The 15617-nt window shown below is 38.8% G+C and carries 15 protein-coding genes; 11 read left to right on the top strand and 4 right to left on the bottom strand.

Features of this window, described 5'->3' with window-relative positions; all coding sequences use genetic code 11:
• Positions 1–13 precede the first annotated feature (13 nt).
• The 7 genes from mlaF to murA are packed head-to-tail and all read left to right on the top strand — an operon-like array spanning position 14 to position 4670.
• Positions 14–808 carry a phospholipid ABC transporter ATP-binding protein MlaF gene (mlaF, locus tag KP710_RS04290; protein WP_111407559.1) on the top strand — a complete coding sequence of 265 codons (795 nt, stop codon included), beginning with the start codon at positions 14–16 and terminating at the stop codon, positions 806–808.
• The gene (mlaE, locus tag KP710_RS04285; protein WP_005628334.1) at positions 805–1590 is read left to right on the top strand and encodes a lipid asymmetry maintenance ABC transporter permease subunit MlaE; all 786 of its coding nucleotides are present in this window, start codon (positions 805–807) and stop codon (positions 1588–1590) included. The genes mlaF and mlaE overlap by 4 nt, the downstream gene beginning before the upstream one ends.
• Before the next feature lie 9 nt (positions 1591–1599).
• A complete protein-coding gene (gene mlaD, locus KP710_RS04280; protein WP_005636837.1) occupies positions 1600–2106 on the top strand; it encodes an outer membrane lipid asymmetry maintenance protein MlaD in 507 nt (168 codons plus the stop codon).
• A 28-nt stretch (positions 2107–2134) separates the two neighbouring features.
• A complete protein-coding gene (gene mlaC, locus KP710_RS04275) occupies positions 2135–2779 on the top strand; it encodes a phospholipid-binding protein MlaC (protein WP_181153562.1) in 645 nt (214 codons plus the stop codon).
• Positions 2780–2789: 10 nt separating this feature from the next.
• On the top strand, positions 2790–3116 hold the full coding sequence (locus KP710_RS04270) for an STAS domain-containing protein (protein WP_140580754.1): 327 nt from the start codon (positions 2790–2792) through the stop codon (positions 3114–3116).
• Between the two features lie 11 nt (positions 3117–3127).
• Positions 3128–3385 (top strand): BolA family protein, encoded by a 258-nt coding sequence (locus KP710_RS04265; protein ID WP_005631356.1) that lies wholly within the window; start codon positions 3128–3130, stop codon positions 3383–3385.
• A 10-nt stretch (positions 3386–3395) separates the two neighbouring features.
• Positions 3396–4670, top strand: coding sequence for a UDP-N-acetylglucosamine 1-carboxyvinyltransferase (gene murA, locus KP710_RS04260; protein ID WP_065265307.1), 1275 nt, complete (start codon positions 3396–3398; stop codon positions 4668–4670).
• Between the two features lie 91 nt (positions 4671–4761).
• Here the strand turns inward: murA and galM are convergent, their stop codons facing one another.
• The 3 genes from galM to galT form a co-directional block, all read right to left on the bottom strand.
• Positions 4762–5784 (bottom strand): galactose-1-epimerase, encoded by a 1023-nt coding sequence (galM, locus tag KP710_RS04255; protein ID WP_215770936.1) that lies wholly within the window; start codon positions 5782–5784, stop codon positions 4762–4764.
• A 9-nt stretch (positions 5785–5793) separates the two neighbouring features.
• Positions 5794–6948 (bottom strand): galactokinase, encoded by a 1155-nt coding sequence (gene galK / locus KP710_RS04250; RefSeq protein WP_215770935.1) that lies wholly within the window; start codon positions 6946–6948, stop codon positions 5794–5796.
• A gap of 68 nt (positions 6949–7016) precedes the next feature.
• Complete coding sequence (gene galT / locus KP710_RS04245; RefSeq protein ID WP_215770934.1) at positions 7017–8066, bottom strand: galactose-1-phosphate uridylyltransferase; 1050 nt, start codon at positions 8064–8066, stop codon at positions 7017–7019.
• A 210-nt stretch (positions 8067–8276) separates the two neighbouring features.
• Here galT and KP710_RS04240 point away from each other — a divergent pair, with 210 nt between their 5' ends.
• The 4 genes from KP710_RS04240 to mglC all read left to right on the top strand — a co-directional run bounded on the left by KP710_RS04240 (position 8277) and on the right by mglC (position 13070).
• Positions 8277–9275, top strand: coding sequence for a substrate-binding domain-containing protein (locus tag KP710_RS04240; protein ID WP_215770933.1), 999 nt, complete (start codon positions 8277–8279; stop codon positions 9273–9275).
• A 187-nt stretch (positions 9276–9462) separates the two neighbouring features.
• Positions 9463–10458 carry a galactose/glucose ABC transporter substrate-binding protein MglB gene (gene mglB, locus KP710_RS04235; RefSeq protein ID WP_215770932.1) on the top strand — a complete coding sequence of 332 codons (996 nt, stop codon included), beginning with the start codon at positions 9463–9465 and terminating at the stop codon, positions 10456–10458.
• Between the two features lie 65 nt (positions 10459–10523).
• Positions 10524–12044, top strand: a complete 1521-nt coding sequence (mglA, locus tag KP710_RS04230; RefSeq protein ID WP_215770931.1) for a galactose/methyl galactoside ABC transporter ATP-binding protein MglA — start codon at positions 10524–10526, stop codon at positions 12042–12044.
• 15 nt (positions 12045–12059) lie between these two features.
• The gene (gene mglC, locus KP710_RS04225; RefSeq protein WP_048953854.1) at positions 12060–13070 is read left to right on the top strand and encodes a galactose/methyl galactoside ABC transporter permease MglC; all 1011 of its coding nucleotides are present in this window, start codon (positions 12060–12062) and stop codon (positions 13068–13070) included.
• Positions 13071–13268: 198 nt separating this feature from the next.
• On the opposite strand, the gene KP710_RS04220 is transcribed toward mglC, so the two are convergent.
• Positions 13269–15506 carry a nitric-oxide reductase large subunit gene (locus KP710_RS04220; protein ID WP_111407548.1) on the bottom strand — a complete coding sequence of 746 codons (2238 nt, stop codon included), beginning with the start codon at positions 15504–15506 and terminating at the stop codon, positions 13269–13271.
• Positions 15507–15617 lie beyond the last annotated feature (111 nt).

Below are 15617 nucleotides of genomic sequence, written 5' to 3'. Positions count from 1 at the left end.
AAACGAGATTTTAATGAATCAAAATCTAATTGAAGTTAAGAATCTCACCTTTAAACGCGGTGATCGCGTGATTTATGATAACCTGAATTTGCAAGTAAAAAAGGGAAAAATCACTGCGATCATGGGGCCGTCGGGGATTGGTAAAACCACCTTACTTAAATTGATAGGTGGGCAACTGATACCAGAACAAGGTGAAATTTTGTTTGATGGGCAAGATATTTGTCGTCTATCTAATAGTGAACTGTACGAAGTACGCAAACGGATGGGGATGTTATTTCAATCCGGTGCGCTTTTTACGGATATTTCTACTTTTGATAATGTCGCCTTTCCAATTCGTGAACATACGCATTTGCCTGAAAGTTTAATTCGTCAAATCGTATTGATGAAATTGGAAGCTGTTGGGTTGCGAGGTGCTGCCGCATTGATGCCTTCAGAACTTTCTGGTGGTATGGCTCGTCGAGCTGCATTAGCACGCGCTATTGCACTTGACCCTGATTTAATTATGTTTGATGAGCCATTTACTGGGCAAGATCCAATCAGTATGGGCGTAATTTTGAGCCTGATTAAACGATTAAATGAAGCGTTAAATTTGACTTCTATCGTCGTGTCGCACGATGTGGAAGAAGTATTGAGTATTGCAGATTATGCTTATATTATTGCAGACCAAAAAGTTATCGCAGAAGGAACGTCTGAGCAGCTTTTACAGAGCCAAGATCCGCGCGTGGTGCAATTCTTAAAAGGTGAATCTGATGGTCCTGTGCGCTTTAAGTACCCAGCGCAAGATTATGTGAAGGAATTGTTTGAATGATCGTCAATTTTATTTCTGCTTTGGGTAAACAGGTGATTGACTTTTTCCGTGCCTTAGGGCGAGCAGGCTTTATGTTATTTGGCGCTTTGATCGGCAAGCCACAAATTCGTAAGCATTTTCCTTTGCTTGTGAAGCAAATGCATGTTTTAGGTGTCCAATCGTTACTCATTATTTTGTTGTCCGGTTTATTTATTGGAATGGTATTAGGACTACAAGGTTATGTTGTGTTAGTCGATTTTTCTGCTGAAACAAGTTTGGGACAGCTTGTAGCGCTTTCTCTTTTACGAGAATTAGGGCCTGTTGTTACCGCACTTTTATTCGCGGGTCGAGCAGGTTCTGCATTGACGGCTGAAATAGGCTTAATGAAAGCTACTGAACAACTTTCTAGTCTTGAAATGATGGCTGTTGATCCTTTACGTCGAGTGATTGCACCTCGTTTTTGGGCGGGAGTTATTTCCATGCCAATTTTGTCAATCTTGTTTATCGCGATTGGTATTTGGGGCGGTTCCTTAGTTGGTGTGGATTGGAAAGGTGTTGATTCGGGTAGCTTTTGGTCTGTGATGCAAAATTCCGTGAGTTGGAGCTATGACATTTTAAATGGCTTTATTAAAGCGGTTTTCTTTGCTGTTGCCGTAACTTGGATTGCGCTTTTTAATGGTTATGATTGTATGCCAACATCAGAAGGCATCAGCCAAGCTACAACACGAACAGTCGTGCATGCCTCTCTTGTTGTTCTAGGATTAGATTTTATTTTGACTGCTATTATGTTTGGAGCAGGTTAAGGATTTTTTATGAGACAAACAATTAAATATGAATTTTGGGTCGGGTTATTTTTATTACTTGGTATTGGCGCCTTAGTTTTTTTAGGTTTACGCGTAGCCAACGTACAAGGTTTTGGTGAGACGAAATCTTATACTGTGACGGCAACTTTTGATAATATTGGTGGACTAAAAGTACGTGCACCATTAAAAGTTGGTGGAGTGGTTATTGGGCGTGTGAGCGGTATTACGCTTGATGAAAAAAGCTATTTACCCAAAGTCAGTATTGCAATTAATCAGGAATATAATGAGATTCCAGAAAACAGTTCTTTATCAATTAAGACATCTGGTTTATTGGGTGAGCAATATATTGCATTGACAATGGGGTTTGATGATGGTGAATCGGCTATGCTTAAAGAAGGTAGCCAAATTCAAGATACAAAATCTGCGATGGTGTTGGAGGATTTAATCGGCCAATTCCTTTACGGCGATAAAAAATCTGATGGTAACAGTGAAAAGACTGAGCCTACAGTACAATAACAACTCACATTTATTTAGGAGATTTATGATGAAATTTTTCCAAGTGAAAAAATGGTTTGCAATTTTAACCTTAGTATTTACCGCACTTTTTGCTGCTGGTACTGCTATGGCTGAAACAAGTCCTTATGTATTAATGCAACAAGCGTCAGATAAATTGTTTTCTGATATTCAGGCAAATCAAAGCCAGATTAAAAAGAATCCAAATTATTTACGTACTATCGTTCGTAATGATTTACTACCTTATGTTCAAGTTAATTATGCTGGTTCTTTGGTGCTAGGTTCTCATTTCAAATCTACTACACCTGAACAACGTGAAAAATTCTTTAAAGCTTTTGGTGATTTTATTGAACAAGCTTATGCACAAGTATTAACGGCATATTCAAATCAACAAATCCAAATTGAGCCAGAAAAAGCATTAGGTGATAAAAACTTAGTAAATATTCGTGTGAATATTATTCAAACCAATGGTGCAGCACCAATTAAATTAGATTTTAAATGGCGTAAGAATGGTAAAACGGGTGAATGGTTAGCTTATGACATGGTTGCTGAAGGCGTGAGCATGGTTGTAACAAAACAACAAGAATGGAGTGGTATCTTACGTCAACAGGGTATTGATGCATTAACGGCTCAAGTACAAAAATCAGCCGCTCAACCTGTAACATTCAGCAAATAATTTTGTTGCCATGTTAAATTGGGATTTAAAGAAAAATGATGATAAGATAGCGCTCCTTTTGTCCGGGGAGCTATCTCGCAATACGTTGTTGCCTATGTGGCAGCAACGTGACACTTTTTTATCAGCTAGTGCGCTTGATCGAACGGTTGTTGAATGGGATTTATATGGTATTCAGCACATTGATTCGGCTGGTTTTGCAGCGCTTTGTGATTTTTTACGAGAGTGCCAAAAGCTTAATAAAACAGTGCGATTAGTTTATCCACCAAAACAATTATTAACCCTTGCAGATCTTGTTGGTTTGTCTGATTGGATCGCAAATTTTACAGATCTTAATTAAACGGAAATCTGATGGAACTTCAAGAAATTGAACGAATTTTAAAAGATGCGCTAAACGTAGAAGAGGTTTATGCTCAAGGTGAAAATGCGCATTTTGGCGTGATTGTAGTGAGTGATGAAATTGCTGCACTTTCTCGCGTAAAGCAACAACAAACAATTTATGCTCCGTTAATGGCTTATTTTACTACTGGCGAAATTCACGCGTTAACAATTAAAACTTATACTACTGAAAAGTGGAAACGTGATCGTGCATTAAACCAACTTAATTAAGGATTCAAAAATGGAAAAATTTCGTGTTTATGGGCAGTCTCGTTTAAGTGGAACCGTGAATATTTCAGGTGCAAAAAATGCCGCACTTCCAATTCTTTTTGCCGCTATTTTGGCAACAAAACCAGTTAAACTCACGAACGTGCCTGCGCTTAAAGATATTGAAACCACTTTGAAAATTTTACGTAAATTAGGCGTGGTGGTAGATCGTGATGAAACTGGCTCAGTTTTATTAGATGCATCGAATATCGATCATTTCACCGCACCTTATGAATTGGTTAAAACCATGCGTGCTTCTATTTGGGCATTGGCGCCTTTGGTTGCTCGTTTTCATCAAGGTCAAGTATCTTTACCTGGTGGTTGCTCTATCGGTGCTCGTCCAGTTGATCTCCATATTAGTGGTTTAGAAAAATTAGGCGCAGACATCGTTCTTGAAGAAGGATATGTAAAAGCACAAGTATTAGATCGTCTTGTGGGCACTCGCATTGTCATGGAAAAAGTGAGCGTAGGTGCAACTTTATCTATTATGATGGCAGCAACGCTTGCGAAAGGAACCACCGTAATTGAAAACGCGGCTCGTGAGCCTGAAATTGTAGATACCGCCGACTTCCTCAATAAAATGGGTGCGAAAATATCTGGTGCAGGTTCTGATCACATCACGATTGAAGGTGTTGAACGTTTAACTGGTTGTGAACATAGTGTCGTGCCAGATCGTATTGAAACGGGTACATTCTTAATTGCCGCAGCAATTTCGGGCGGTCGTGTTGTTTGTCAAAATACTAAGGCTGATACTTTAGATGCAGTGATCGATAAACTTCGTGAAGCTGGCGCTCAAGTTGATGTTACTGAGAATAGTATCACTTTAGATATGCTTGGAAATCGCCCTAAAGCAGTAAATATTCGTACTGCACCACATCCTGGGTTCCCTACTGATATGCAGGCTCAATTCACCTTATTAAATATGGTGGCAGAGGGCACAAGTATTATTACTGAAACGATTTTTGAAAATCGTTTTATGCATATTCCTGAATTAATTCGCATGGGCGGAAAAGCTGAAATTGAAGGGAATACTGCCGTATGTCATGGTGTTGAACAGTTATCTGGCGCAGAAGTGATGGCGACAGATCTCCGAGCATCTATTAGTTTAGTTCTTGCTGGTTGTATCGCAACAGGTGAAACCATAGTAGATCGTATTTATCATATCGATCGTGGTTATGAACATATAGAAGAAAAACTTCGTTGTTTAGGTGCTAGAATTGAACGTTTCTCTGGAGAGAGCGAAGTTTAATAAAATAAACTAACTATTAGATTTATTTAATATAGGGGCTAATTTCGAGTTTTTCAGAAATTAGCCTTCTGTTTATCAGTAATTATTACTTTTAAAAAAACTTAAACTCCGTCCATTGATAATATCGCTCGCCTGATTTTTGAATTCCGCCGTAATTTTGCCATTCGGGATGATTAGGTGTGTCAGGTAAACATTGGGTTTCTAGTGCTACGCCAGAAAAATCCGCATATAATTCGCCATTTCTCGTTGGTGTACCTGCAAGATAATTCCCCGTATAAACCTGCAATACGGCTTGCGAGGTTCTTACTTCCAAACTTAAATCACCAGTTGGAGAAGTCAGTAACACGCAAGGCTTTTGCCAAGCTTTATTGACAATAAAGGAATGATCGTAACCTTTTGTTGCTTGCTGATCCCCTTGTAAAAAATCTTGTTTGATGGGTTTAGCAATACGGAAGTCAAAACTCGTATTCACTACGTGCTTTAATGGAGAATTAGGAATCCCCTCATTATCTACAGGCAGATAAAAATCAGCATTTAAACGTAATGTATGTTCACGCACGTCACTGCCTTGCTCTGCATTTTCTAAATTGAAATAAGTATGATTCGTTAAGTTCAATGCAGTATCCTTATCACACATCCCTGCATATTCAATTTTTACGCTATTATCATCTGTTAGCGTATAGGTTACAGAGACATCCACATTACCAGGAAAACCTTGATCACCATCTACTGAATGTAATGAAAAACACACAAAATTATCACCGCACTCTTGAATTTTCCAACGGCGTTTATCAAAGCCCTCTCCACCATGAAGCTGATGTTTACCTTGATTACTTCTTAATTGAATGAGTTCACCATTCAATTCAAATTGTGCATTTGCAATACGATTTGCATAACGCCCCACGCTTGCGCCTAAATAGCTTTGATGATTTGGATAATCTTTTACCTTACAACCCAATAAAACCTCGCGTAAACTGCCATTTACTGGCACTTTGCAAGAAAGCCAAGTTGCCCCCCAATCCATAAATTGAACACGCATTCCATTTTCATTTTGCAGGGTTATCAGCTGATAAGGTGCACCATCAGGCGCATTAAAAGTAGTTTGTTCTAACATCATTTTCTCTTAAATCACTCGAACACCTTGTGATGCAGTGCACACATAAAAAGTTTCTTTTAAACCAGTCGTTTTCTCGTAATTATCCGCAATAATTTTACGAACGGCATCGACTTTATCATGTGGCGCAAGTGCGACAATACAGCCACCAAAACCGCCGCCCGTCATACGTGCACCGCCACTTTTGCCAATAACAAGTTGGGCCAATTCAACTAAATAATCAATTTGTGGCACGGTAATTTCAAAATCATCACGCATTGAATCATGAGATTCCCCCATTAACTCACCTAAACGGGTCAAATCATTCTTCTTCAGTGCTTCCACTGCATCGAGTACTCGTTGATTTTCTGTGACGACATGACGAGCACGTTTTGCTGCTAATGGTGAAAGTGCGGTCAATTCTGCTTCTCTGTTTCGGAATTGTTCAACTGAAACATCACGCAATGCTTTTACTCCAAAAAATTTTGCCGCCTCTTCACATTGCTGACGGCGAGTATTGTATTCACCCGTTACCAAATCGTGCGGTACGTTTGAGTTCACAATAATAACCGCGACATCTTGTGGCACGGGTGTTGGAGTGGTTTCAAGACTACGACAATCGATCATCAGTAAGTGATTTTCCTGCCCAAGTGCGGAAATTAACTGATCCATATTGCCACAATTTGCCCCAACAAATTGGTTTTCCGCTTTTTGTCCATTCAATGCAATATCTGTGTGAGAAAGTGGTAAATCGCCAAGTTGTTGGCAGAATTTACCCACCGCAACTTCTAACGCTGCAGATGAACTTAATCCAGAAGAAAGCGGCACATTTCCAGAAATCACTAAATTTGCACCTTGTTGAAAGTGCGGGTAACGTTCTTGGATAAATTTTACAACCCCACGCACGTAATTAGCCCATTTATGTTCACTCTTAGGAATTTCAACATTGAGAGAAAATTCATCAATTTCATCAAGATCCGCCGCATAAACATTCCAAATATGATCATCTCGTTTTGTACCAGAAACGGCCGTACCAAAATTAATCGCACAAGGCATAACAAAGCCGTCGTTGTAGTCGGTATGTTCGCCGATGATATTTACTCGGCCTGGCGCATAGGCGGTAATTTCTGGCAAATTTTTATGCTGTTTATTGAAAATTTGTTGAGCATTTTGGATTGGAGTCATATTTCTATCCTTATATTAAATCTGTACTCGATCTCCCCTTTCTTTTGTAAAGAGGGGGACTGACTATATTATTTAGTTCTTTCTTTATAATGAACTTCACTCAAAGCACGTAATCGCTCTGCAGCCTGTTCTGCCGTTAAATCGCGTTGGCTTTCACCTAACATTTCATATCCCACCATAAATTTACGCACAGTTGCTGAGCGTAAAAGAGGAGGATAAAAATGAGCGTGTAGCTGCCAATGTTCGTTATCTTCGCCATTAAATGGTGCCGCATGAAATCCCATTGAATATGGGAAAGAGGTTTCAAATAGATTGTCGTACTTGGTTGTCAATTTTTTCAAAATAACCGCAAGATCTTTTGATTGTTCGTCACTTAATTCAGTTAAACGTTTTACATGAGTTTTTGGTAAAAGCAATGTTTCAAATGGCCAAATAGCCCAATAAGGCACTAAAGCTACCCAATGTTCAGTTTCAACGACAATACGTTCTTCTAACTCCAGTTCTCGTTTCACATAATTAACTAACATTACTGAACCATGTTTTAATAAATAATCGCGTTGCGTGTGATCTTCACGAGCAACTTCATTTGGCAAGAAACTATTCGCCCAAATTTGACCATGTGGATGTGGGTTCGAACACCCCATTGCTGCCCCTTTGTTTTCAAAAATTTGCACCCATTGGTATTTCGCACCAAGTTCACGAAGTTGCTCTTGCCATACTTTAATCACTTCTTCAATCTCAAGTGCGGTCAATAATGGTAATGTTTTACTATGATCTGGAGAGAAACAAATGACTCGACTTTCACCACGAGCTTGAGAACTTTGGAAAAGTGGATCTGAGGATTTTTCAGGGGCTGGCGTATCTTCTAAAAGAGCAGAAAAATCATTTTTAAACACATAAGGTTTACGATAATCGGGATTTAATTCACCTGTAATACGCTTATTACTCGGGCAAAGATAACAAGTTGGATCATAACTTGGTTTTTGTTCTTCATTGACCTTTTCCTGTTGCCCTTGCCACGGACGTTTTGCACGATGTGGCGAAACTAAAACCCATTGATCAATTAACGGATTATAGCGACGATGTGGATGCTCGGTTGGTTCAAAAATATCACTCATAATTGGTTCCCTTTCTAAATTGTAAACGATTACACAAAATACTGCGCATAAGATAGCAAATTCAAAAAAATAAACCGTGATCAGTATCACATAATGGGAAAATCTCTGAAAGTTTTTTGTGATCTCGATTACAAATCAGAAAGTAACCGCTTTCAATTTTATTTAGAAAGAACATAATAAGAAACGTGATTTCATTATGGAGAGCATTCTATGAGCACCATTCATGATGTAGCTGAATTAGCCCATGTATCTATTGCTACTGTTTCTCGTGTTGTAAATCAACATCCCTCAGTAAGTGAAGATACCCGCCTTGCCGTAAAACAAGCAATTGAGCAACTTAATTATCAGCCCAATGCCAATGCTAAAGCCCTTGCAATACAAAACACCGATACGATTGGTGTGGTTGTTACCGATGTAACAGACTCGTTTTTTGCTATTTTAGTGAAAGCCGTAGATAAAGTTGCAGAAGCACACCGTAAAACAATCTTGATTGGCATTGGCTATCACCATGCAGAGAAGGAGCGTGAAGCTATTGATACTTTACTTCGCAAGCGTTGTAGTTGTTTAGTTGTGCATTCGAAAGCATTATCTGACAATGAACTTAGCCATTATTTGAAAACAGTACCAGGAATGGTGATTATCAACCGAGTGATTCAAGGCTATGAAAATCGTTGCGTAAGTTTAGATAATAAAAAAGGAACCTACTTAGCAACGGAAATGCTTATCCGTTGTGGTCATAAAGATATCGCATATATTGGATCTAACCATGCTATTTTCGATGAAATAGAGCGTCGAGATGGTTATCTGACTGCATTAAAAGATCACAATTATCCAATTATTGAGCATGCCATCACGCACAATTCACCAGACTTCGAAGGTGGAGAAAAAGCTATGATTGATTTGCTTAGTTATAACAAAGATCTCACTGCAGTTGTGGCTTATAATGATTCGATGGCTGCGGGAGCCATTTCAGTTCTCAATGAAAACAATATTAGTGTACCAAGCCAATTTTCAATCATTGGTTTTGACGATATGCCAATTGCTCGTTATTTAATTCCTAAATTGACGACTATTCGCTATCCTATTGATTTAATGGCAACTTATGCAGCTAATCTAGCATTAAGCCTTGTCGATAATGAGGTGAGAACGCCATCAACAATTCAGTTTAACCCAACATTAGTACGTCGTTTTTCTGTGGAATCTATCTAAATTTGAAGATAAACACACTCATAAAATGTGATAGTGATCACAAATCCGAATTTTTAATGTAATCGTTTTCATTTTATGTGAGTTTGATCACAGATTCCGAGTAAATTATTCGCTAATATGGCATTAATTACAGAATGTCATGCAATATTTCCCCCTAACATCAACATTCCAAAATAGGAGCGTTATTATGAAAAAAACAGCAGTATTAAGTGCGGTTGCTTTGGCTATCGGTTTAGGAGCAGTATCTTCAAGTTTTGCAGCCGATAGTAAAATCGGCGTCACTATTTACAAATATGATGATAATTTTATGTCATTAATGCGTAAAGAGATCGACAAAGAGGCTAAAGCAGTTGGCGGTATTAAACTTTTAATGAATGACTCCCAAAATGCACAATCAATTCAAAATGACCAAGTTGATGTATTACTTTCCAAAGGTGTGAAGGCTCTTGCAATTAACTTAGTTGACCCTGCAGCAGCACCAACCATTATTAGCAAAGCAAAACCAGACAACATTCCTGTTGTATTCTTTAATAAAGACCCAGGTGCAAAAGCTATCGGTTCTTATGAACACGCTTACTATGTAGGTACTGATCCAAAAGAATCAGGCTTAATTCAAGGGGATTTAATTGCAAAACAATGGAAAGCGAATCCAGCTCTAGACTTAAATAAAGATGGCAAAATCCAATTCGTATTATTAAAAGGTGAACCAGGTCACCCAGATGCTGAAGCACGTACAAAATTCGTAGTTGAAGAACTTAATGCAAAAGGTATCCAAACTGAACAATTATTTATTGATACAGGTATGTGGGATGCTGCAATGGCGAAAGATAAAGTAGATGCTTGGTTATCTAGCTCTAAAGCGAACGACATTGAAGTAATTATTTCTAACAATGATGGTATGGCATTAGGCGCATTAGAAGCAACCAAAGCACATGGTAAAAAACTCCCTATCTTCGGTGTGGATGCGTTACCAGAAGCATTACAACTCATCAAAAAAGGTGAACTTGCTGGTACTGTGTTAAACGATGGTGTGAACCAAGGTAAAGCAGTTATTCAATTATCTAACAACTTAGCACAAGGCAAAGCAGCAACTGAAGGAACAAAATGGGAATTAAAAGATCGTGTTGTACGTATCCCTTATGTTGGTGTAGATAAAGACAACTTAGGCGACTTCTTAAAATAATTTCTCATCAATTTTTGTTGTAATCCAAGGGGAAGTTACCCTTCCCCTTTTTAACGAGGTTGGATATGACATCTCAAACTCAAAGCCAAGACAGCCAAGTGCTGCTCACAATGACCAATGTCTGCAAATCCTTTCCTGGCGTAAAAGCCTTAGATAACGCAAACTTAACGGTTCGTTCACATTCTGTTCATGCTTTAATGGGTGAGAACGGCGCGGGCAAATCTACATTACTAAAATGCTTATTCGGCATTTATACCAAAGATGAAGGTGAAATCCTTTTCTTAGGTCAACCCGTCAATTTTAAAACATCTAAAGAAGCCCTTGAGAATGGTATTTCAATGGTGCACCAAGAACTCAACCTCGTGCGCCAAACTAGCGTAATGGATAACTTGTGGCTTGGACGCTATCCACTTAAGGGACCTTTTGTCGATCACGCCAAAATGTACCGTGATACTAAAGCTATTTTTGATGAATTGGATATTGATGTAGATCCTAAAGAAAAGGTCGCCAGACTTTCAGTTTCTCAAATGCAGATGATCGAAATTGCGAAGGCGTTCTCGTATAACGCTAAAATCGTAATCATGGATGAACCAACATCCTCGCTTTCTGAAAAAGAAGTTGAGCATCTGTTTAAAATTATCGACAAATTAAAACAACGCGGTTGCGGCATCATTTATATTTCTCACAAAATGGATGAAATCTTCAAAATCTGTGATGAAATTACTATTTTACGCGACGGTAAATGGATCAACACCGTAAATGTGAAAGAATCCAGCATGGAACAAATTGTCGGAATGATGGTAGGTCGTGAATTAACACAGCGTTTCCCTGAAAAAACAAACACGCCAAAAGAAGTAATTTTACAGGTGGAAAATCTTACCGCTAAAAATCAACCATCCATTCAAGACGTATCTTTTGAATTACGAAAAGGTGAAATTCTCGGTATTGCAGGCCTTGTGGGGGCTAAACGTACTGATATCGTTGAAGCTATTTTTGGTGTACGTGAATTAACCGAAGGAACTATCAAGTTACACGGAAAAACCGTGAAAAATCATACCGCACTTGAAGCGATTAATAATGGCTTTGCATTGGTAACTGAAGAGCGTCGTTCAACTGGTATTTACTCTAATTTAAGCATTGAATTTAACTCATTGATTTCAAATATGAAATCTTATCTCACACCATGGAAATTACTTAGCACGAAGAAAATGAAAAGTGATACCCAGTGGGTAATTGATTCAATGAATGTTAAAACGCCATCACATAGAACAACAATTGGTTCTCTTTCTGGTGGTAACCAACAAAAGGTCATTATCGGTCGTTGGCTTTTAACTCAACCTGAAATTCTGATGCTTGATGAGCCGACTCGTGGTATCGACATCGGGGCAAAATTTGAAATTTACCAACTCATTCAAGAACTCGCTAAAAAAGACAAAGGCATTATTATGATTTCATCAGAAATGCCTGAATTACTAGGTGTAACTGACCGTATTTTAGTGATGAGTAACGGTAAATTGGCGGGTATTGTAGAAACTGCAAAAACTTCACAAGAAGAAATCTTGCAACTCGCTGCGAAATATTTATAACAAAAGGAACAGATTATGAGTGCCTTACAAAAAAACAAATCCTTTGATTTCTTAAAGCAAAATGCCATTTATTTTGTGCTATTGATTTTGCTCGGTATTATTATTGCGCAAGATCCAACATTCTTAAATTTGATGAACTTTAGTAATATTTTAACTCAATCTTCAGTTCGTTTAATTATTGCACTTGGGGTTGCTGGTTTATTAATTACACAAGGAACGGACTTATCTGCTGGTCGTCAAGTTGGTTTGGCTGCAGTTATCTCTGCAACTATGTTGCAATCAATGGAAAATATGAACCGCGTATTTCCTGAAATGGGTGAAATTCCAATTCCTGTTGTTATTCTTGCCGTTTGTGCTGTGGGAGCAATTATTGGTTTAATAAATGGATTGGTTATTGCTTACTTAAATGTAACACCGTTTATTGCAACTATGGGAACCATGATTATCGTATATGGTTTCAACTCACTATACTATGATGCTGTAGGTGGATCGCCAATCGCTGGTTTTAGTGAAAATTTCTCAACATTTGCTCAAGGCTTTTTCCGAATTGGGAGTTTCAAGCTTTCTTATATTACTATTTATGCTGCAATTGCTTCATTTTTGGTGTGGATAATGTGGAACAAAACCCGTTTTGGTAAAAATATCTTTGCTATTGGGGGAAATCCAGAAGCAGCAAAAGTTTCAGGCGTGAATGTTGCACGTAATTTAGTTGTTATTTATATGATTGCCGGTGTGTTTTATGCCTTTGGTGGTATGCTCGAAGCGGGCCGTATTGGTTCTGCAACTAACAACTTAGGTTTTATGTATGAATTAGATGCGATTGCCGCTTGCGTAGTGGGTGGCGTATCCTTCGCGGGTGGTGTAGGGACAGTAATTGGTGTCATCACTGGCGTTATCATCTTTACAGTTATCAACTACGGTTTAACTTACATCGGTGTAAACCCTTACTGGCAATACATCATCAAAGGTAGCATTATTATTTTAGCGGTAGCCATTGACTCATTAAAATATGCGAAGAAGAAATAATTATTCTAGATAAAAAGAGTAGAGAAAATAACCGCACTTTGTAAAGTGCGGTTATTTTTTATATAAATCTTAAAGGTAGGTAGAATTCTGAAAGAGATACTTCTTGGTAACTATGTTGAAATCAATCATTAAGTATTTATAGTCTATATAAATAAAAAGCGACTTACTTTTACATAAGTCGCTTTTGGGAAGGCCTAATTAATGTTTAGGTCTGAAGAAAATCATTGTAAAGATTTGCCAGAAGAAGGCTAGTGCACCGAAGATGAATACCACATCACCGCCTAGACGTACCCAACGTAAGGTATCGAATAATGGCTGTTGCATAAATTCTTCACTACGTGCATACCATAAGCCTTCTGAGATACTTGCATATCCTTGGATAACGCCGATAGGTAGTAAGCTTGATACGATCATCAGTACTAAACCGCCGTTTAATAACCAGAAGCCCCATTTCATTAACTTATCGTTAAATGGTGTATCTGGACGTAAATAACGAGCGATTAAGAAGACGAAACCTAATGCCAAGAAGCCATACACACCGAATAATGCCGCGTGAGCGTGAACAGCAGTCGTGTTCAAGCCTTGAACATAGTAGAGTGAAATTGGAGGGTTGATTAAGAAACCAAATACGCCAGCACCTAACATATTCCAGAATGCGACGGCTACGAAGCAGTAAAGAGGCCATTTTAAGCGTTCCATCCAAGGTGCTTTTTGTTTCATTGCCCAGTGTTCCCACGCTTCGTGACCTAATAATACTAAAGGTACCACCTCAAGTGCAGAGAATGATGCACCCACAGCAATAATTGGGGTTGTTGCTCCCGCGAAGTATAAGTGGTGGAAAGTACCAGGGATACCACCGATTAAGAACAACGCTGCTTCAGTAATGGTTGCCACGGTCGCAGTACGACGTGAAACTAAACCTAAACTTACGAAGATGAATGAGAGTGCCGCTACAGAGAATACTTCGAAGAAGCCTTCTACCCATAGGTGAACTACCCACCAACGCCAGTATTCCATCACAGAAATGTGAGTGTGCTCGCCATAGAATAATGCTGGGCCATAGAATAAACCGATCGCAATGACGGAAGCGAAGAACAATGCCAATAAGTTTTTATCACCGGGTTGTTTGAATGCGTTCACTGTACCGCGAAGCATTAAGACTAACCAGAACAAGATGCCTGCGAATTTCACTGCTTGCCAGAAACGACCTAAGTCAATGAATTCGTAACCTTGGTGGCCGAACATAAAGCTCCATTCTTCAGGAAGAATATGCGCAATCGCTAAGTAGCTACCAGTAAATGAACCCACTACTAATACCACTAATGCCCAGTAGAGAACATCTACACCCAATTTTTGGAATTTCGGATCTTTACCGCCATTAATGATTGGTGCAAGGAATAAACCGCCAGCTAAGAATGCCATTGCAATCCAGAATAAGGCTGCTTGAATATGCCATGTACGCACTAATGAATAAGGTAAGTATTGAGAAATATCAATACCATAGAATTCTTGACCTTCAACGGTATAGTGAGCAACAATCGCTCCTAAGTTCACTTGCAGTAAGAATAATGCAAGCACAGTGAAGAGGTATTTACCTAACGAACGTTGAGAAGGGGTAAGTTGTAATTTTGTAAGTGGATCGAATTCAGGTGTTGCGGGTTCTTTTTCATCTTCACGTTTTTTGAATGACCAAATCCACACCACGAAACCAATACCTGCAATGAGGAATACGACACTTGCAATAGACCAAATGACGTTTTCTGGTGTTGGTACGTTGTTGATTAACGGCTCATGTGGCCAGTTATTGGTATAACTTGCATGAGTATTTGGACGTTCAGCTGAGGCAGTCCATGCTGTCCAGAAGAAGAATTTAGCTAAGTCTTTACGCGCTTGTAAGTCAGGAAGGGTATTATCCTTCATCGCAAAGTGTTCACGAGTCACTTTAGTTGCAGGATCATCACTATATAAAGAGATGTAGTATTGTGCCGTTTTTTCCATTGCTGCTAAACGGGTGTTAGAAAGCACAACGGTACCGTTTTCAACTTTACTACCGCGATATTCTTTGGTTAAACGTGCTTTTAATAAAGTTTGTTGTTCATCATTTAAATCAGCGAAGTTTTTACCAAACTCTTGATTCGCTGTAATGTCCAACCAGTTAGTTAGTTCACGGTGAAGCCAATCCGCTGTCCAGTCTGGTGCTTGATATGCGCCATGCCCCCAAACTGACCCCACTTGCATACCGCCAGTAGTTTGCCAAGCGGTTTGACCATGTAAAATATCATCGTGCGTAATCACTTTTTCGCCAGATTCAGAAACATATTGTTGCGGAATCGGCGGTGCTTCACGATATACTTCGAACCCGTAGTAGCCTAAAATTGAGAATGACCCAATCAATACGGCAACTAATAGGTACCAGAACTTTTTATACTGTCCCATTTTATCACTCCTAGGTTATTGAAAAATTAACTTCCTATTTAAAATCATAGGCAAATATTTTACATAAAGTAAAATACCTGACTAATTATATCGGGTATTATGGCGTTAAAA

It is taken from the genome of Haemophilus sp. SZY H35 (assembly GCF_018829705.1).
Lineage (GTDB): Bacteria > Pseudomonadota > Gammaproteobacteria > Enterobacterales > Pasteurellaceae > Haemophilus > Haemophilus haemolyticus_K.
The sequence above is the reverse complement of the archived record's forward strand: the minus strand, read 5'-3'. Positions and strand labels throughout refer to the sequence as shown.

Coding starts and splice junctions, on each gene's coding strand:
- mlaF (WP_111407559.1), top strand. CDS start 14: ATGAATCAAAATCTAATTGAAGTTAAGAATCTCACCTTTAAACGCGGT.
- mlaE (WP_005628334.1), top strand. CDS start 805: ATGATCGTCAATTTTATTTCTGCTTTGGGTAAACAGGTGATTGACTTT.
- mlaD (WP_005636837.1), top strand. CDS start 1,600: ATGAGACAAACAATTAAATATGAATTTTGGGTCGGGTTATTTTTATTA.
- mlaC (WP_181153562.1), top strand. CDS start 2,135: ATGAAATTTTTCCAAGTGAAAAAATGGTTTGCAATTTTAACCTTAGTA.
- KP710_RS04270 (WP_140580754.1), top strand. CDS start 2,790: ATGTTAAATTGGGATTTAAAGAAAAATGATGATAAGATAGCGCTCCTT.
- KP710_RS04265 (WP_005631356.1), top strand. CDS start 3,128: ATGGAACTTCAAGAAATTGAACGAATTTTAAAAGATGCGCTAAACGTA.
- murA (WP_065265307.1), top strand. CDS start 3,396: ATGGAAAAATTTCGTGTTTATGGGCAGTCTCGTTTAAGTGGAACCGTG.
- galM (WP_215770936.1), bottom strand. CDS start 5,784: ATGTTAGAACAAACTACTTTTAATGCGCCTGATGGTGCACCTTATCAG.
- galK (WP_215770935.1), bottom strand. CDS start 6,948: ATGACTCCAATCCAAAATGCTCAACAAATTTTCAATAAACAGCATAAA.
- galT (WP_215770934.1), bottom strand. CDS start 8,066: ATGAGTGATATTTTTGAACCAACCGAGCATCCACATCGTCGCTATAAT.
- KP710_RS04240 (WP_215770933.1), top strand. CDS start 8,277: ATGAGCACCATTCATGATGTAGCTGAATTAGCCCATGTATCTATTGCT.
- mglB (WP_215770932.1), top strand. CDS start 9,463: ATGAAAAAAACAGCAGTATTAAGTGCGGTTGCTTTGGCTATCGGTTTA.
- mglA (WP_215770931.1), top strand. CDS start 10,524: ATGACATCTCAAACTCAAAGCCAAGACAGCCAAGTGCTGCTCACAATG.
- mglC (WP_048953854.1), top strand. CDS start 12,060: ATGAGTGCCTTACAAAAAAACAAATCCTTTGATTTCTTAAAGCAAAAT.
- KP710_RS04220 (WP_111407548.1), bottom strand. CDS start 15,506: ATGGGACAGTATAAAAAGTTCTGGTACCTATTAGTTGCCGTATTGATT.